Raw genomic sequence first — 17,188 nt, forward strand, 5'->3', positions numbered from 1 at the left:
GGCCGGCCTGTAAGCAACTTTAGCAGAATTTACAGTCCGACTCTCACCACCCCTGCCTCGCTGATCCGCCCCTGGATCTGGCGTCCGGAACGGCTGTTGCGAATGCGAATGGACTCATTAAAGCTGCCGTCTTCCTCGGCGATGCCGTCGGTGCGTATCGACAGCCCGCCGGTTTCGGCCACTATGGTGACCCTGTCGCCCTTGCACACCACACACAGCTGGCTGGCCAGCACCGGCCGGCCCGGGCGCAGATCCCGTTTGCTGCGGGTGCCTAGCAACGCTTGAATGTCGTCAAATACATCGCCGCGCAGCAGCACCTCGTCCTGGTAGCTTATCTGCAACTGTCCGGGCTGCAGCAGGGTATTGCGGGCGATGGGAACTGCAGCGGTCACCACCGGTTTGAGAATGCGCACCCGCACCGGCACAAACAGGCTCCAGCCCGGCTCTTCGTGGCACTGCACAAAAACGTGGGTGTTGCGCCGGACCTCGCCGGCTCCGCGAATGTCGGCGGTAAGCAGGCCCGGGCATTCGGTCAGTTGCAGGCGGGTGTCTATGCTGGCGGCTTCCACTTCAACCTGGTCCCGAGGGCCGGCGGCCACAAAATCACGCACATAGTCTTCGGTGTACTGGCGAACCTGTTCGTGCACACCACCCCAGGCCACCAGCGGTATGGTGGTCAGCAGCATCAGACTCAGCCGGGCTGCAAAGGGAAAACGACCTCTGTGCCGGGAAAAAAAACCGTTAAGCATCTTCACTCCATCGCCGATAACGCCTTCATCGCGGATCTTGACTGTGCCGGGCTCAAGTAGCGCTGACACCTTGCCGGTGTTAAGCTAGGTGACGGCAGATTACTAATTATGCATAAAATATGCCATGCACCTTGGCGTGGCGTTATGAATCGTTCTGGAGGCGGAATAATGGCGGGAGTACTTGACTCGGTAAACCAGAGAACCCAGCTGGTGGGCCAGAACCGGCTGGAATTGCTGCTGTTCAGGCTCAATGGCCGCCAAAGATTTGGCATCAACGTCTTCAAGGTCAAGGAAGTGCTGCAATGCCCCCGGCTGAGCAGCCTGCCCCAGCGTCATCCGGTGATTCGCGGCGTGGCCAATATTCGTGGCCAGACCATCTCCATTATCGATCTGAGCAAGGCCATGGGGGGCCGGCCCATCGAGCAGACCGACAACAGCTTTGTAATCATCTCCGAGTACAACCGTTCGGTGCAGGGCTTTCTGGTGCACTCGGTAGAGCGCATTATCAACGTGAACTGGGAGTCCATTCTGCCGCCGCCCAAGGGGGCCGGGCGTTTCAACTACATGACCGCCGTCACCGAAATTGACGGCGAGCTGGTGGAAATTCTCGACGTTGAAAAAATCCTCGATGAAATTTCCCCGGCCAGCACCGAAGTGAACGCGGACATCATCGAGCAGTCCCTGCATCAGGGAGGGCGGCACAAACCCGTGCTGATTGCCGACGACTCCTCGGTAGCCCGCCGTCAGGTGCAAAAGGCGGTGGAATCCCTGGGGCTGGAGTGCATTGTCACCGAAAATGGTCGCCAGGCCCTGAACAAGCTGGTGGAGCTGGCCGGGCAGGGCCCCATTCACGACCAGTTGTCGCTGGTGATTTCCGATGTGGAAATGCCGGAGATGGACGGCTATACCCTGACCGCCGAAATCCGCAATAATCCGGCACTGAAAGATCTGCACGTGATCCTGCACACTTCCCTGAGCGGCGTGTTTAACAAGGCCCTGGTTGAAAAGGTCGGGGCCGACAACTTTATTGCCAAGTTCCAGCCCGATGAGCTGGCCTCGGCCGTTAACAACGCGCTCTGAGCAAGGTGTAACGTACACGGATGAAAAATTTCACCGACGAGCAGTACTCGGCGTTTTGCCGGTTTCTGGAAAGCAACACCGGCATCGTGCTGGGTGACAGCAAGCAGTATCTGGTAAAGAGTCGTCTGGCGCCTCTCATGGCGCGTTTTGGTATCGAGTCCATGGGGCAGTTGCTGGAGCGCTCCATGCAACTGCGCGAGCGGGAGCTGAAAACCGCGGTGATCGACGCCATGACCACCAACGAAACCCTGTGGTTTCGGGATAGCTACCCCTTTGTTCAGCTCAGCGAGCGGTTGTTTCCCGAGCTGGCCAGGCCCGGCAAGTCTTTGCGCATCTGGTCGGCGGCCTGCTCCTCGGGGCAGGAGCCTTACTCTATTGCCATGACCGCCCAGGAATATTCGGCCCGGCGGCCAGGCAGTTTGCCGGGGCTGCAAATTCTTGCCACCGATATTTCCGCCACCATGCTGGAGCAGTGCAAAACCGGCATTTACGACAGCCTGTCGCTGGCCCGCGGCCTGTCGCCGGAGCGGCGCAGCCGTTTTTTTACGCCGCTGGATAACGGCCGCATGCAGTTGCAGGCAAGCATCAGAAACATGGTCAGCTTTCGGCCCTACAACCTGCTTGACAGCTATGCCTCACTGGGCAAGTTCGACATTATTTTCTGCCGTAACGTGCTGATTTATTTCTCTCCCGAGAACAAGTCCAAGATCCTCAACCAGTTTGCCGGCGCACTTAACCCCGGTGGCTACCTGCTGCTGGGGGCGTCGGAATCCCTCACCGGTCTGTCGGATCGGTTTGACATGATCCGTTGTACTCCCGGCATCATCTACCGTCTCAAATAAATCTGGCACACCTTTTGCTTTATTAGGGACCATTACCGGGTCACGACAAAGCAGGAGGTGGCGGTGACGATTTCTTTCGACAAGGCGTTTGGCATTCACCAGCATGCGCTGGTGGCTCGTTCCGAACGGGCCGAGCTGCTGGCCGGCAACCTGGCCAATGCCGACACGCCGGGCTACAAGGCCAAAGACATGGACTTTCAGGCCGCCCTCAGCCAGGCCCAGGGCGCTCAGGGGTTTTCCCTCAACCGCACCAACAGCCGCCATTTTGCCGTTGAACTGGCGCCGCCCGGCGCTGTGCAGTACCGGGTGCCTACTCAGCCCGATACCGGCGACGGCAATACGGTAGACGTGCAGGCCGAGCGCACCAGTTACATGGAAAACGCCCTGCAATACCAGGCCTCGCTGGAGTTTCTCAACAGCAAGATTTCCGGCCTGCTGAAAGCGATCAAAGGAGACTCAATGTGAGCCTTTTTAAGGTATTCGATATTTCCGGCAGCGCCATGAGCGCCCAGTCGGTCCGCCTGAACACCACCGCCAGTAACCTGGCCAACGCCGACAGCGTGAGCTCCAGCATCGATCAGACCTACCGGGCTCGCAAGCCGGTGTTTGCCGCCGATCTCGACAAGGCACTGTCACATCGTCAGGAAAGTGTCGGCGTCAAAATCATGGGCATAGTGGAAACCGACAAGCCGCTGCAAAAGGAGTTCAATCCGGATCATCCCCTGGCCGACGCCGAGGGCTTTATCTACAAGCCCAATGTCAACGTGGTGGAAGAGATGACCGACATGTTGAGTGCCTCGCGTAACTACCAGACCAATGTGCAGGTGGCCGACGCCGCCAAGCAGATGCTGCAGCAGACCCTGCGGCTGGGCAAGGGGTGATAAATGAATATATCCGGATATATTAACGGACTGCGGGAAACCGAGCCGGTTGACCTGGGAACACCCAAGGATCAGCAGCTGAAACAGGAAGACTTCTTTCAGCTGCTGACTCAACAACTGGCTTATCAGGATCCGTTCAAGCCGGCGGACAACGCCGACATGATCAGTCAGATGACCGCCTTTTCTACCTCTGAAGGCATTGCTTCCATGACCAAGCAGGTAGAAAGTCTTAATTCGGTCATGACTTCCAGCCAGGCCTTGCAGGCGTCCAGTCTGGTGGGGCAGCGGGTGCTGTTGCCGGTCAATACCGGACACTGGGATGGCAAGGCACCGGTTGATGGGGTAATTGTAACGGGTTCCGGGGTCGGTAACCTGACCATTACCGTAGAAAATGAAAAGGGGCAGACGGTGCGTACGCTGAACCTGACAGGGCCACATAAAGGCAACGTTCCCTTTACCTGGGACGGGCTGAATAATAACGGTGAAGCACTTACGCTGGGAAATTACAAATTTAAGGTAAACGGACTGGTCAATGGCGCCGGTACCGAGCTGAATGCGTTGGTTTTTGGCAAGGTCAGCAGCGTAACCCTGGGCAGTGGCACCAGCCCCAACCTGGTTAATGTTGTAGGTATGGGCGGTGTGCCGCTTGACAAGGTTCTTGAAATAGCCGGCGGAACGTCTGCGTGAGGAGAATGAATTATGTCGTTTAATATTGCTCTCAGTGGCATTAATGCTGCCCAGAAAGACCTGGATGTAACAGCCAATAATATCGCTAACGTCAATACCTACGGTTTCAAGGAATCCCGGGCCGAGTTTGCCGATGTTTATTCCAACTCGATTTTTGCCAATGCCAGAACCCAAACCGGTAATGGCGTGCAAACGGCAGCGGTGAGCCAGCAGTTTCATGAAGGTGCGTCGCTTTATACCAATAACCCCCTCGATATGCGTATCAGTGGCCAGGGTTTTTTTGTGGTGGGGGACGAACTCAACAGCAGCCAATACACATTAACCCGCGCGGGTGCTTTTAAACTTAATAATCAGAACTATGTGACCAACTCCCAAGGTCAGTATCTGCGGGTATATAACGTGGACGCACAGACCGGGGGAGTCAGTAACCTGGGGCTGGGAGAAACCACGCCGCTGCGGATTCCTCAGGCGGCAGGTGCGCCGGAAGCCACCCGTAACATTACCACCAGCCTGAACCTGGACAAGGGCAGCAAATACCTTACCGCGTCCGGTACCTCTGCCATTCTGGCCGGAACTCAGGTATTGCCGCCCAGCCGCCAGAGTTCAGCCAGTGTTACCCTGAATGATGCTCCCGTTTTTCCGCTTACCATTAATACCGGGGGAGTGACGTTAGAGGTAACCGCCGCCAGCTATCGTCCCTGGCAGGGAGAAAGTCAGCCTTCGAGAACCACCATCACCCTGCCGGAAGGCACCTATAGCACCCTGTCGCAGGTAGAAAGCGCCATCAACCTGGCGTTGAAAAACACCGCACCTCAGGCCGGGCAGGTGGCGTTAGCGACCGATGCCAATGGCAAGCTGCAGATTGCTTCACGAACCAAGGGAGAGGGAGCTTACATTGATGTGAGTTTGCCCACAGAGCTGGGCAGTGGGGCAAATAGCCAGTGGATCGATAATGGCACCAGGGATTACAGTACCAACAACCTGACCTTTAATATCAGCGTTGATGGCACGCCCAATGTGGCAGTAACTCTGGATAAGAATTACCAGAGTAATGCCAATGGTCTGGATGGCATGTTAAAAGATATTGAAAGCAAAATTAACAGTGCCCTTGCCCCTTACGAAAAAAAAGTGGCCGTGGCACTGGACGCCAACGGACAGCTTTCAATCACGTCCCAGAGTCAGGGCAGTGAATCCAGCCTGTCGTTGTCGGCGGACACTACCGGTACTCCCTCACCGGCCAGTTTGCTGGCTGAGCTCGGTCTGGCCAATAACAGCAGTGTTATGGGGAGTGATGCGGTACTCGACATTACCGATAGCAAGACCTACAGCAACAGTACCACCATCACCATTTACGACTCCCTGGGACAACCGCGTCAGGCCACCATGTATCTGACCAAGCGAAGCATGCCCGAAAACAGCTGGAATGCGACCCTGACCGTGGATGGCAAGCCCATCAGTGTGCCCGGTGGTGGTGTTGACACCACAGTGACTTATCCTAATCCGCTGGACTCCTCCAAGCGACTGGATCATCAGGTTGAAGGATTTGTGGTGACCTTTGATAACAAGGGAGGGAACCCTACCTTCAGTGTGGATCCGCTGCAGACAGAAACCCTGGAAAATGCCGGTATACCGGCTGACGGCGCCGATCCTTCCCAACAGTTTACGCTTGCGTTTGATGAGCTCACCCAATACGCCAGCCCCTTTGAAGTGCTGGCAATGGAGCAGGACGGCAACACGGTTGGTTACCTGACTTCCCTGGATATCAACGAAGACGGCCTGGTGGTGGCCAGTTACAGCAATGCCAGCAAGGAGTATCTGGGGCGTGTGGCGGTGGCCCGGGTGCCTAATGAACAAGGCCTGCGCTCGGTTGGTGGCACAGGCTGGATTCCTACTCAGGAGTCGGGCGAACCGGTTGGAGGAAAGCCCAATGAAGGTCCCAATGGCCGAATATTGTCGGCTACGCTGGAGCAGTCCAATACCAACCTGACCAGTGAGCTGGTGGACTTGATCACCGCTCAGCGCAACTTTCAGGCCAACTCCCGGGCGCTGGAAGTGAACAGCACCCTGCAGCAGACCATACTGCAAATCCGGTAGTTCTAATCGTGAGGGGGAGGGCGTGATGAAGTGAGGCGGCCTGCATCCCCTCACGCTTCTCTCCCTGCCCCTCACAACATATCAATGGCACTGATTTTGCATTATTTCCGCCATTACCCACTCGGCCAACTGCGGAGCTGAAATGGATCACCTGCTTTATATCGCCATGTCGGGCGCCAAGGAAAACATGCACAGCGTGGCCCTGCGCGCCAACAACCTGGCCAACGCCAACACCACCGGCTTTCGTGCCGATCTGGAGCAGGCCCGGGCCATGCAGGCCTTTGGTGAAGGGCTGCCGTCCCGGGTGTTTGCCATGACCGAGCGCCCGGGGCAAAATTTTGCCGCCGGTCCCATTCAGACCACGGGTCGGGAACTTGACGTGGCCGTGGCCGGTGACGGCTGGCTGGCGGTGGAAGCGGCGGACGGCAGTGAGGCCTACACCCGTTTTGGCAACCTGCAGGTGTCGGTGGAAGGCCTGCTGCAGACCAGCACCGGGCTCAATGTGCTGGACGACGGCGGCAATCCCATTGCGCTGCCGCTGCCGCTGGAAAAACTGGAAATCAACAAGGACGGCACCCTCTTTGCCCGGCTGGAAGGCGAGCCCGCCGATGGCGGCGCCGAGCTGCAACGCATCAAGACGGTATTGCCGGCCCATGATCAGATCGAAAAGGGGGCGGATGGCCTGTTTCGCCGCAAGGACGGCGAAGCCGAGCCGGCCTCGGCCCAGGTGCAGCTGATTGCCGGCGCCCTGGAAGGCAGCAACGTCAATCCCATTAGTGAAATGACCCACCTTATCGACCTGCAACGGCGCTTTGAGACCCAGCTGAAGATGATGAATCACGCCGAAGAGAACGACAAGGCCCATGCCCAGTTGCTGCGCATCGGCTAAAGGAGAGCAGAATGAACCCCGCATTGTGGATCAGCAAAACCGGGCTCGATGCCCAGCAGACCAACATCTCGGTCACTTCCAACAACCTGGCCAACGCCAGTACCGTGGGCTTTAAAAAGGGCCGGGCCATTTTTGAAGACCTGCTCTACCAGAACATTCATCAGCCCGGCGGCCGTGCCACCGCCGACAGCAATCTGCCGTCCGGCCTGATGCTGGGCGCCGGCAGCAAGGTGGTGGCCACCCAGAAGACCTTTACTCAAGGGAGCGTGCAGACCACCGACAACGCCCTGGATGTAATGATCGACGGCCGCGGCTTTTTTGAGGTGCTGCTGCCCGATGGCACCACCGGCTATACCCGCAACGGCCAGTTCGCCCTCAACGAGGAAGGCATTATCGTCACCCCCGGCAACGGCTATCCGTTGCTGCCGGAAATGCAGATCCCGGAAAATGCCCAGAGTATCAGCGTGGGCACCAACGGTGAGGTATCGGTGCAACTGGCCGGCCAGGCCGACTCCCAGGTGATCGGTCAGATTATCGTGACCGACTTTGCCAACCCCGCCGGTCTGCAGCCCAAGGGGGAAAACCTCTACCTGGCCACCCAGTCCAGCGGTGCGCCGTTGCAGGGCATTGCCGGCGCCGACGGTTTTGGCACCCTCAAGCAGGGCATGCTGGAAACCTCCAACGTCAACGTGACCGAAGAGCTGGTCAACCTGATCCAGGCCCAGCGGGTGTATGAGATGAACTCCAAGGTGATCTCCGCCGTGGACGACATGCTGGCCTATGTGAACCAGCAACTGTAACCGGAGGCCGCCATGCGACTCGCCCTGATCCTGAGCGCGGCCGCCCTGCTGGCGGCCTGCACCGCCACGCCCTATACCCCCAAGCCGGACGATCCGGCCTACGCGCCTGTCATGCCCGGCCCAGGGCACGAGCAGCTGGAGCCCAACGGCGCCATTTTTCAGGACAACTACGCCAACAGCCTGTATTCCGACATCAAGGCGCATCGTGTCGGAGACATCATTACCGTGGATCTGGCCGAGTCGACCCGGGCCCAGAAGCGGGCCACCACCCAGCAGGCCAAGGACGGCAGCCTGAACATCAATCCCCTCAACATAGGTGGTCAGGCCATCAATGTGGCCGGCTATCCGGTGACCGCCAGCATGTCGAGCAACAACGAGTTTGACGGCCAGGCTAACACCAACCAGAGCAACAGCCTGCAGGGCAGCATTACCGTGAGCGTGGCGCGGGTACTGCCCAACGGCAACCTCATGGTGCAGGGGGAGAAGTGGCTGATGCTCAACACCGGTGAGGAATATGTGCGCATCAGCGGCATGATCCGCCCCCAGGACATCAGTGCCGACAACCGGGTGGAGTCCACCCGGGTGGCCAACGCCCGCATCTACTACGGCGGCACCGGCGACTTCGCCAACACCCAGTCCCGCGGCTGGCTGGCCAAGTTCTTCAACAGTCCCTGGTTCCCCTTCTAGGAGTAACGGCATGAAGCTCATTTTCGGTGTGTTGCTTGCCGGCCTGCTGGCACTGCCGGCTCAGGCGGCGCGGATCAAGGACATCAGCTCGGTGGCCGGGGTGCGCGCCAACCAGCTGGTGGGTTATGGCCTGGTGGTGGGCCTGCCCGGCACCGGCGAGCGCAATAACGCCTTTGCCCAGCAGACCTTTCGCACCATGCTCACCAATTTCGGCATTACCGTGCCGGAAAACCTGCGCCCCAAGATGAACGACGTGGCACCGGTGGCGGTGCATGCCGAGCTGCCGCCCTTTGCCAAGCCGGGCCAGACCATCGACATTACCGTGTCGGCCATTGGCGAGGCCAAGAGCCTGCGCGGCGGCACCCTGCTGCAGACCTTTCTGAAAGGGGTGGACGGCCGGGTATACGCCCTGGCCCAGGGCAGCCTGGTGGTGGGCGGGCTGGGCGCCGAGGGGACCGACGGCTCCTCCATCATGATCAACACGCCCACCGTGGGCCGCATTCCCGGTGGCGCCATGGTGGAGCGGGAAGTGCCCAGCTCCTTCGCCCGGGGCGATACCATCACCTTTAACCTGCACCGGCCCGACTTTACCACCGCCAAACGCATGGCGGAGGCGATTAACGAGCTGATTGGCCCCGACAGTGCCCAGGCGCTGGATGCCACCTCGGTGACCGTGTATGCGCCCCGGGATACCGGCCAGCGCGTCAGTTTTCTGTCGACCCTGGAAAACCTGACCGTGGACGTGGCCGACGAAGCGGCCAAGATCATCATCAACTCCCGCACCGGCACCGTGGTGATTGGCCAGCAGGTGCGGCTCAAGCCGGCGGCCATTACTCATGGCGGGCTCATCATCACCATCAATGAAAACCCTCAGGTATCCCAGCCCAATGCCCTGGCCGGAGGCGATACCGTGGTGGTGCCCAACTCCACCATCAATGTACAGCAGCAGGACGGTCGCATGTTCAAGCTGGACACCGGCACCACCCTGGACGATCTGGTGCGGGCGGTGAACCAGGTGGGCGTGGCTCCCGGCGATCTGGTGGCCATTCTCGAGGCCCTGCGTCAGGCGGGCGCCATTCAGGGTGAACTGGTGATTATTTAACGTCTTTAACCGGAGTGGGCGGAGGCAGCGCATGAAAAATATCGATAATGTTCAGAACAGCCTGCTGGCCAACGATATTCAGGGGCTGGACAGGCTGCGCCAGCAGGGCTTTGCCAGAGACAGGGGCGAGGCGCTGGATGCGGCCGCTCGCCAGTTTGAAAGCCTGTTCACCCAGCAGCTGTTCAAGTCGATGCGCGATGCCAACAAGGTGTTTGAAGCCGACAGCCCCATGAACAGTCGCTACACCCAGTTTTATCAGGATATGCACGATCAGCAGATGAGCAGCGAGCTCAGCCGGCAGGGCAGCCTGGGGCTGGCGGACTTGATTGTGCGCCAGCTGGGCGGCGGTGAAGACGCCGCTGCGGCTCCGGAAGCTCGCCACTTCCCCCTCGAGAATGTACGCCGCATTCAGGGCAAGGTGGTGCGTCCGCCCGAGGAAAATACCAGCGCGGCCGAGCCGGGAGCAAAAGCCGGACCGCCGCTGAAGGCGGCGCAAAATACACAGGATCATGCCGTGACCCTGGCCGCCGGGCAGACCTTTGACTCACCGGAAGAGTTCGTGCGCCGGTTGCTGCCCGCGGCCACCGCCGCAAGCGAGCGGCTGGGGCTGGACCCCAAAGCCATGCTGGCTCAGGCGGCGCTGGAAACCGGCTGGGGCAAAAAAATCATCGGCAGAAAAAATGGCGAGTCCAGCCATAATCTTTTTGGCATCAAGGCCGATAAAAGCTGGAAAGCGCAGAAAACCTGGGTCAGTACCCTGGAATACGAGCAGGGCATTGCCGTGCAGGTAAAGGCACCGTTCAGAACCTATGCCTCCTTTAACGACAGCTTTAACGATTATGTGCAGTTTCTGAACGACAACCCCCGTTACGGTGACGCCTTGCAGCAAACCGGCTCCCCCCGGCAGTATTTTCAGGCCCTGCAACAGGCGGGCTATGCCACCGACCCGAACTATGCCAGCAAGCTTGCGGCGGTGCTCGACACCGTCAACCGGCTGGCCTCACAAGCATAAGGACACACCATGGCTGTTGATATGTACCAAACCGGGGTAAGCGGGCTGCTGGCGGCTCAGGCCCAGCTGGCCACCACCGGCCACAACATTGCCAACGTGAACACCGAAGGCTACCACCGCCAGCGGGTTGAGCAGGGCACCGCTCATGCCATGCGCGAAGGAGGCATGTACATTGGCACCGGCGCCCAGGTGTCCAGTGTTACCCGTCTTTACCAGGAATATGCTTTCAAGGATCTGCTGGTCAATAATACCGAGCAGGCCGGTGCCAGCGCCCTTCACCAGCGTTTATCCCATCTTGATCAGGGCCTGACCAACCTGAGCAAGGCCATTACCGGGGGAATGGACGAATTGTATGGAGCGCTCAATGCCATTGTCGATAACCCGGGGGATCTGGGAAACCGGGATATTGCCTTGTCGAGAGCGGAAGATCTGGCTGGTCAGTACAATCGTTTACACGACTTTTTCTCTCAGGAAATGGCCACGGCCAGCAGTGAAATTGACACCAGAAGTAACTCGATTAACAAGATGACATCGGCCCTGGCCAGGCTTAATCAGGAAATTCAGCAGGCAGGGCAAACCGGTATTCCCAATGATCTGCTGGACCAGCGCGACAAGCTCATCCATCAACTGTCATCAGAGGTCAAGATAACCACGCTGAAAGATGAGAAAACCGGCATGGTATCTGTGCTGCTGGGCGGCCGTGAGCCGCTGGTCAGCGGTAATCGTGCCTACCAGCTGCAAAGCCGCCCGGGACAAGCAGATCCACGGGAACGAGAGCTGTATCTGGTTAACCCCGATAATCCAGCCCTGGCTACAAGCGTGAACGGCAACGATCTGGGTGGTGAGCTGGGAGCCGTATTGAAATACCGGAACCAGGTGCTGCCCCGAAGCCTGAGTGAAATTGGCAAGGTGGCAGTAGCCATTGCCGATGTGTTCAATCGGGTACAGTCTCAGGGAGTGGATCTGGATGGTCAGCCAGGGCAGAACTTTTTTAACGACATCAACAGCCCGCAGGCCCGCAGCAACCGCTTTCTTGGCACCAACAGCAATGTCGGTGGCGAGGTCAGCATCACAGATGTGGGCAAATTGAGCGGTGATGAGTTCAGCCTTAAATACACCGGCAGCGGTTACGAGCTGACCAACCTGAATACCGGCAAAGTGGAAAGCTATGCCGGTATTGATGAGCTCAATACCAGCCTGGACAGCAACCATGGCATCAGCCTGAAGCTGACGGAAAATCCGGCCGGCTCACTGACGGCCGGCGACATCATGCAATTGCGGCCCACCCGCAGTGGTGCCGGCGAGCTGGGTGTAAACCTGACCGATGGCCGGCAGATTGCGGCCTCCGGCTCGGTGCACGTCAGCCCGGGCAGTGATAACAGTGGCGCCGTCTCTCTGGAGATCACCATAGCTGACCAGACTCGCATACCACAGAAGGGATCCCCCTGGACGGTCAGTTTTGATGATGCCGGTAACTACACTGTCGACTTTGTGAATGCGAGTGGTGATCCACAAAGTGTGACAGCCGCTTTTGATGCCAGTAACCCGGTGATCACGGTGGAAGGGCTCAGTGTGAAAGTGAACGGCTTGCCCAAAGCTTATGATCGCTTTGAAATAGAGCATGCCGCCGGTACCGGCAACAATACTAATGCGGTGGCCCTGGCCAATATCAAATCCGGCAAATGGCTGGACAGGGGAAACACTAGCCTGGCTCAGGGGCTTAATCAGTCGGTGGTGAGTGTGGGTACGCAAACCTATAACCAGCGGATTCGTGCCGAAACCGCGGCGGCGGTTTACAGTCAGTCGCTTGATCGTGAGCAGTCAATAACAGGAGTCAACCTGGATGAAGAAGCAAGCAACCTGCTGCGTTTTCAGCAGGCCTACATGGCGTCGGCCCGTGTGGTGACGGTGGCCAGTGAAGCCATGAATACCCTGTTGCAGATCCGTTAAGGAGCCATGATGCGCATTTCCAGTTCCGGGTTTTATCAAACTCAACTTAATAACATTACCGGCAAAACGGCTCAAATCAGTGAGCAGCTGGACAAACTGTCTTCCGGTATTCGTGTACAGACGGCGGCGGATGATCCCGTGGCCATGAACGGCATTGTCAATTACCGGCAAGAGCTGAAAAACATCGAGCAGTATGGCCGCAATATCGATCTGGCTGAAAATCGCCTGCGCCGGGAAGAGTCAGCCCTGACCACGGGGGAAACCCTGCTGCAGCAAAGTCGCGAACTCTTGTTGAAGGCCAACAACGGTGCCAACACCCAGGCCGAGCGCGATGCCCTGGCGATGCAACTGAAAAACAATATGGGTGAGTTGTTGAACCTGGCCAACAGCCAGGATGAGTTCGGGCAGTATATTTTTGGTGGCTTTCAGAGCGACAAGGCGCCCTTTGTCATGCAGCCAGACGGGCAGGTGAGTTATGGAGGCGATGGTGGCCAGCGTGAAATGCAGATTGGGGCCTCGGTGCGAGTGGCCACCAGTCACGACGGGCGTCTGGTGTTTGGTCAAATTCCCAATCCCAGAGGAGACTTTCTGGCATCTTATGATCTGAAAGAGCAAATTCGAGCAGACAGTCTGAGGGTCGAAAAGGCGTCGATTGATCCTGATAACAGAGCAAGTTTTAATGATGCCCCAAATTACACTATTGTGTTTGAAGATGATTCCAATAATCCCGGTGGGATAGCATTTAGAATCAGTGACGGTAATGGTAATGATTTTCCAGCATCTCCGCTCCCACCGGCCCCTCAGGTTCCACCTGCTCCTTATACGCCGGGAAGTAAAATAGATGCGTTGGGATTAAATATCACTATTAAAGGTGAAGCCAAACCAGGCGATACCATTACACTGTCTTCTGACGTACAAAAGGGTACCGGCCAGGATCAACTGAGTGTATTTGACAGTTTGAATCGTGCCCTGAACTGGCTGGAACAAGACAACAACTCCGCCAGTGGCCAGAGCGAGCTCAATGAAGTGCTGGACGAGCTGGATGCAACTTCAGCCCACTTTACCCGAGTGCGTGCCGATACCGGCAACCGGCTGCTGCGGCTGGAAAACCAGAGAAACGGACATGAAGACATGGCCCTGACCCTGGAAAAGGTGCGCAGCGGTATGGAAGATCTCGATTATGCCAAGGCCACCGGTGAGCTGGGCCAGAGCATGGTGGCACTGCAGGCCAGCCAGACCATGTTTGGCAAACTGCAGGGCATGAGCCTGTTTAATTACATCTGATATAAATCAGCGGCAGCTGAAATGAACAAGGGCCGGCGTTTGCCGGCCCTGTTGCTTTATTGCGCCACGCAGTCCACAAAGTAGCGGGTTTCGCTCTGCTGTTCTTCCGCCACCAGGCCGTGAATGTAGGTTTCAAAGCCGGGGAAGCGCTGGTTGAACGCCCGGGCAAAGCGCAGGTAGCTGATGATGGTGTCGTTGAACACTTCACCGGGGATCAGCAGCGGAATACCGGGCGGGTAGGGGGCCACCATCACCGCCGTGGTGCGGCCGGCCAGCTCGTCCAGCGGTACCCGCTCAATGTCCTTGTGGGCCATTCTGGCAAAGGCGTCTGCCGGTTTCATGGCCGGCACCAGATCCGACAGGTACATTTCCGTGGTCAGCCGGGCCACGTCGTTTTCCTTGTACACGGCGTGGATCTGATCGCACAGATCCCGCAGGCCCACCCGCTCGTACTGGGGTTGGCTTTGCACAAACTCCGGCAAAATCTTCCACAGCGGCACGTTGTTGTCGTAATCGTCCTTGAACTGCTGCAGCTCGGTCACCATGGTGTTCCAGCGGCCCTTGGTGATGCCGATGGTAAACATGATAAAGAAGGAATAGAGCCCGGTTTTCTCGATCACGATGCCGTGCTCGGCCAGGTATTTGGTCACCACCACCGCCGGAATGCCCGACTCGGCAAACTGGCCCTTCATGTTGAGGCCGGGGGTAAGAATGGTGGCCTTGATCGGATCCAGCAGGTTAAAGCCGGGCTCGATGTCGCCAAAGCCGTGCCAGCTGTCTTCCGAGCGCAGCATCCAGGCGTCCCGCTCATCCAGGCCGTGATCGGTCAGATCGTCCGGCCCCCACACCTTGAACCACCAGTCGATGCCGTATTCGTCGTCCACCTTGCGCATGGCGCGGCGGAACTCCAGCGCCTCAGCCAGGGATTCTTCCACCAGGGCGGTGCCGCCCGGCTCTTCCATCATGGCCGCGGCCACGTCGCATGAAGCGATAATGGCGTATTGCGGGCTGGTGGAGGTGTGCATCAGGTAGGCTTCGTTGAACACATGGCGGTCGAGCCGGGTCTTTTCACCGTCCTGCACCAGGATCTGCGACGCCTGGGACAGGCCTGCCAGCAGCTTGTGGGTGGACTGGGTGGCAAACACCATGGAGTCCTCACAGCGGGGCCGGCCCTCGCCAATGGCGTGATAGTCGCCGTAGAAGTCGTGAAAGGCGGCGTGGGGCAGCCAGGCTTCGTCGAAGTGCAGGGTTTCAATTTCGCCGTCGAGCAGGCCCTTGATCTCCTCGACGTTGTAGAGGATGCCGTCGTAGGTGGACTGGGTAATGGTGAGCACCCGGGGCTTGATGTTCGGGTTTTTCGCCAGAATTTCCCGGCAGAAGGGGTTGGCTTCCATCTTCTGGCGAATGCGGGCGGGCTCGAACTCGCTGCGCGGGATCGGGCCGATAATGCCGTAGTGGTTGCGGGTCGGCATCAGGAACACAGGCACGGCGCCGGTCATCATGATGGCGTGCAGAATCGACTTGTGGCAGTTGCGGTCCACTACCACAATGTCGCCCGGCGCCACGGTGGAGTTCCACACGATCTTGTTGGAGGTGGAGGTGCCGTTGGTCACAAAAAACAGGTGATCGGCGTTGAAAATGCGGGCGGCATTGCGCTCGGAGGCGGCCACCGGGCCGGTGTGATCCAGCAACTGGCCCAGCTCGTCCACCGAGTTGCACACGTCGGCGCGCAGCATGTTTTCGCCAAAGAACTGGTGGAACATGCGACCCACCGGCGATTTCAGAAAGGCCACGCCGCCGGAATGCCCCGGGCAGTGCCAGGAGTAGGAGCCGTCCTGGGCATAGTGGGTGAGGGCGCGAAAGAACGGCGGCGCCAGCGAGTCGAGGTAGCTTTTGGCCTCGCGAATGATGTGCCGGGCCACGAAGTCGGGGGTGTCTTCGTGCATGTGAATAAAGCCGTGCAGCTCCCGCAGAATGGCGTTGGGAATGTGGCGGGCGGTGCGGGTTTCACCATAAAGGTAAATAGGAATGTCCGGGTTGCGGTGGCGAATTTGTTCCACAAAGCCGCGCAACTGCTCCAGCACCGAATGCGCTTCTTCCCGGCTGCCGGCCAGCTCCTCGTCGTCGATGGACAACACAAAGCCGGCGGCCCGGCTTTGCTGCTGGGCAAATGAGGTCAGATCACCGTAACTGGTGTAGCCCACCACGTCCATGCCGGCCTTTTCAATGGCCGAGGCCAGCTCGCGAATGCCGGAGCCACTGGTGTTTTCGGAGCGAAAGTCTTCGTCGATGATGACGATGGGAAAGTAAAAGCGCATCAGGAGTCCCTTGTTGCGTGGATCGAGTGCCAGAATCATAGCCGTTCCGCATTCTACTGCCTGACCGAAAGCCTGACAAAAGATAGTTATGCATCAGGAGTGATTAAATAACTTTTGGCCAAGGGATGAGTGGAAAAGTCCGAGCGGTAAAGGCACTATTTGAAACCTGTTTGAAACAGGATGTTCTCATGCCAAAACCCTTTCATTTTGCCGCCCTTGCCCTGGTGGCGACACTGGCCGGCTGTGCCACCAAGCCGCCCAGGAACCCCGACAACCTCTGTGCCATTTTTGAGCAATATCCCGACTGGCACGAGGCTGCCGAAGACACCCGGAAAAAATGGGGCGCGCCGGTGCACGTGACCATGGCCATGATGTTTCAGGAGAGCAGTTTTCGGCACGACGCCCGGCCGCCCATGCGCTGGTTTCTGTTTATTCCCTATGGCCGGGCATCGAGCGCCTACGGCTACGCCCAGGCCAAGGACGAAACCTGGGCCGATTACCGGCGCGAGACCGGCAGCGGCTGGGCCGACCGGGACGACTTTGACGACGCCATCGATTTTATGGGCTGGTACATGAGCAAGACCAGCCGGCTGAACGGCATCTCGAAATGGGACGCCTACGGCCAGTATCTCAATTACCACGAAGGCTGGACCGGTTACCGCCGCGGCAGCCACCTGAAAAAACGCTGGCTGCTGGGGGTGTCACGCAAGGTGGAAAGCCGCGCCAGACGCTATGCCGAGCAGTACTGGCGCTGCAAGGACGAGCTGAATGACGGCTGGTTCTGAGGCGTCAGGGAGGTTGCTGAAGCCGGGG

At 58.4% G+C, this 17,188-nt stretch carries 16 protein-coding genes; 14 read left to right on the plus strand and 2 right to left on the minus strand.

The annotated features are described in order from the left end of the window. Window positions 1-29: 29 nt before the first annotated feature. Window positions 30-749: a flagellar basal body P-ring formation chaperone FlgA gene (gene flgA, locus PU634_RS02925; RefSeq protein WP_306762579.1), complete on the minus strand. Its 720-nt coding sequence runs from the start codon at window positions 747-749 to the stop codon at window positions 30-32. Between the two features lie 168 nt (window positions 750-917). Here flgA and PU634_RS02930 point away from each other — a divergent pair, with 168 nt between their 5' ends. The 13 genes from PU634_RS02930 to flgL all read left to right on the plus strand — a co-directional run bounded on the left by PU634_RS02930 (window position 918) and on the right by flgL (window position 14,057). Next, on the plus strand, window positions 918-1,829 hold the full coding sequence (locus PU634_RS02930; protein ID WP_306762580.1) for a chemotaxis protein CheV: 912 nt from the start codon (window positions 918-920) through the stop codon (window positions 1,827-1,829). 20 nt (window positions 1,830-1,849) lie between these two features. Next, window positions 1,850-2,671: a CheR family methyltransferase gene (locus PU634_RS02935; RefSeq protein ID WP_306762581.1), complete on the plus strand. Its 822-nt coding sequence runs from the start codon at window positions 1,850-1,852 to the stop codon at window positions 2,669-2,671. 63 nt (window positions 2,672-2,734) lie between these two features. Beyond that, window positions 2,735-3,136, plus strand: a complete 402-nt coding sequence (flgB, locus tag PU634_RS02940; protein WP_306762582.1) for a flagellar basal body rod protein FlgB — start codon at window positions 2,735-2,737, stop codon at window positions 3,134-3,136. After that, entirely contained in the window at window positions 3,133-3,552 is a 420-nt protein-coding gene (flgC, locus tag PU634_RS02945; protein ID WP_306762583.1) for a flagellar basal body rod protein FlgC, read from the plus strand. Before flgB ends, flgC begins: the two co-directional genes overlap by 4 nt. A gap of 3 nt (window positions 3,553-3,555) precedes the next feature. Then, on the plus strand, window positions 3,556-4,239 hold the full coding sequence (locus PU634_RS02950; RefSeq protein ID WP_306762584.1) for a flagellar hook assembly protein FlgD: 684 nt from the start codon (window positions 3,556-3,558) through the stop codon (window positions 4,237-4,239). Window positions 4,240-4,251: 12 nt separating this feature from the next. After that, window positions 4,252-6,333 carry a flagellar hook-basal body complex protein gene (locus PU634_RS02955; protein WP_306762585.1) on the plus strand — a complete coding sequence of 694 codons (2,082 nt, stop codon included), beginning with the start codon at window positions 4,252-4,254 and terminating at the stop codon, window positions 6,331-6,333. A gap of 142 nt (window positions 6,334-6,475) precedes the next feature. After that, window positions 6,476-7,222: a flagellar basal body rod protein FlgF gene (locus tag PU634_RS02960; RefSeq protein WP_306762586.1), complete on the plus strand. Its 747-nt coding sequence runs from the start codon at window positions 6,476-6,478 to the stop codon at window positions 7,220-7,222. Window positions 7,223-7,233: 11 nt separating this feature from the next. Then, entirely contained in the window at window positions 7,234-8,022 is a 789-nt protein-coding gene (gene flgG, locus PU634_RS02965) for a flagellar basal-body rod protein FlgG (protein WP_306762587.1), read from the plus strand. 12 nt (window positions 8,023-8,034) lie between these two features. After that, on the plus strand, window positions 8,035-8,709 hold the full coding sequence (gene flgH / locus PU634_RS02970; protein ID WP_306762588.1) for a flagellar basal body L-ring protein FlgH: 675 nt from the start codon (window positions 8,035-8,037) through the stop codon (window positions 8,707-8,709). A gap of 10 nt (window positions 8,710-8,719) precedes the next feature. Further along, window positions 8,720-9,811: a flagellar basal body P-ring protein FlgI gene (locus PU634_RS02975; protein WP_306762589.1), complete on the plus strand. Its 1,092-nt coding sequence runs from the start codon at window positions 8,720-8,722 to the stop codon at window positions 9,809-9,811. Window positions 9,812-9,842: 31 nt separating this feature from the next. Then, the gene (flgJ, locus tag PU634_RS02980; protein WP_306762590.1) at window positions 9,843-10,823 is read left to right on the plus strand and encodes a flagellar assembly peptidoglycan hydrolase FlgJ; all 981 of its coding nucleotides are present in this window, start codon (window positions 9,843-9,845) and stop codon (window positions 10,821-10,823) included. 9 nt (window positions 10,824-10,832) lie between these two features. Beyond that, window positions 10,833-12,773 carry a flagellar hook-associated protein FlgK gene (flgK, locus tag PU634_RS02985; protein ID WP_306762591.1) on the plus strand — a complete coding sequence of 647 codons (1,941 nt, stop codon included), beginning with the start codon at window positions 10,833-10,835 and terminating at the stop codon, window positions 12,771-12,773. 9 nt (window positions 12,774-12,782) lie between these two features. Next, window positions 12,783-14,057 (plus strand): flagellar hook-associated protein FlgL, encoded by a 1,275-nt coding sequence (flgL, locus tag PU634_RS02990; protein ID WP_306762592.1) that lies wholly within the window; start codon window positions 12,783-12,785, stop codon window positions 14,055-14,057. Window positions 14,058-14,113: 56 nt separating this feature from the next. Here the strand turns inward: flgL and PU634_RS02995 are convergent, their stop codons facing one another. Then, the gene (locus PU634_RS02995; protein WP_306762593.1) at window positions 14,114-16,414 is read right to left on the minus strand and encodes an arginine/lysine/ornithine decarboxylase; all 2,301 of its coding nucleotides are present in this window, start codon (window positions 16,412-16,414) and stop codon (window positions 14,114-14,116) included. A 149-nt stretch (window positions 16,415-16,563) separates the two neighbouring features. Between PU634_RS02995 and PU634_RS03000 the strand changes: the two genes are divergently transcribed. Continuing rightward, window positions 16,564-17,160, plus strand: coding sequence for a transglycosylase SLT domain-containing protein (locus PU634_RS03000; RefSeq protein ID WP_306762594.1), 597 nt, complete (start codon window positions 16,564-16,566; stop codon window positions 17,158-17,160). The last annotated feature ends 28 nt before the right edge of the window (window positions 17,161-17,188 follow it).

This window comes from Oceanimonas pelagia (assembly GCF_030849025.1).
Lineage (GTDB): Bacteria > Pseudomonadota > Gammaproteobacteria > Enterobacterales > Aeromonadaceae > Oceanimonas > Oceanimonas pelagia.

Bases quoted from the DNA above. Each gene is read 5' to 3' on its own strand.
- flgA (WP_306762579.1), bottom strand. From the start codon at position 749: ATGCTTAACGGTTTTTTTTCCCGGCACAGAGGTCGTTTTCCCTTTGCA.
- PU634_RS02930 (WP_306762580.1), top strand. From the start codon at position 918: ATGGCGGGAGTACTTGACTCGGTAAACCAGAGAACCCAGCTGGTGGGC.
- PU634_RS02935 (WP_306762581.1), top strand. From the start codon at position 1,850: ATGAAAAATTTCACCGACGAGCAGTACTCGGCGTTTTGCCGGTTTCTG.
- PU634_RS02950 (WP_306762584.1), top strand. From the start codon at position 3,556: ATGAATATATCCGGATATATTAACGGACTGCGGGAAACCGAGCCGGTT.
- PU634_RS02955 (WP_306762585.1), top strand. From the start codon at position 4,252: ATGTCGTTTAATATTGCTCTCAGTGGCATTAATGCTGCCCAGAAAGAC.
- PU634_RS02960 (WP_306762586.1), top strand. From the start codon at position 6,476: ATGGATCACCTGCTTTATATCGCCATGTCGGGCGCCAAGGAAAACATG.
- flgG (WP_306762587.1), top strand. From the start codon at position 7,234: ATGAACCCCGCATTGTGGATCAGCAAAACCGGGCTCGATGCCCAGCAG.
- flgH (WP_306762588.1), top strand. From the start codon at position 8,035: ATGCGACTCGCCCTGATCCTGAGCGCGGCCGCCCTGCTGGCGGCCTGC.
- PU634_RS02975 (WP_306762589.1), top strand. From the start codon at position 8,720: ATGAAGCTCATTTTCGGTGTGTTGCTTGCCGGCCTGCTGGCACTGCCG.
- flgJ (WP_306762590.1), top strand. From the start codon at position 9,843: ATGAAAAATATCGATAATGTTCAGAACAGCCTGCTGGCCAACGATATT.
- flgK (WP_306762591.1), top strand. From the start codon at position 10,833: ATGGCTGTTGATATGTACCAAACCGGGGTAAGCGGGCTGCTGGCGGCT.
- flgL (WP_306762592.1), top strand. From the start codon at position 12,783: ATGCGCATTTCCAGTTCCGGGTTTTATCAAACTCAACTTAATAACATT.
- PU634_RS02995 (WP_306762593.1), bottom strand. From the start codon at position 16,414: ATGATTCTGGCACTCGATCCACGCAACAAGGGACTCCTGATGCGCTTT.
- PU634_RS03000 (WP_306762594.1), top strand. From the start codon at position 16,564: ATGCCAAAACCCTTTCATTTTGCCGCCCTTGCCCTGGTGGCGACACTG.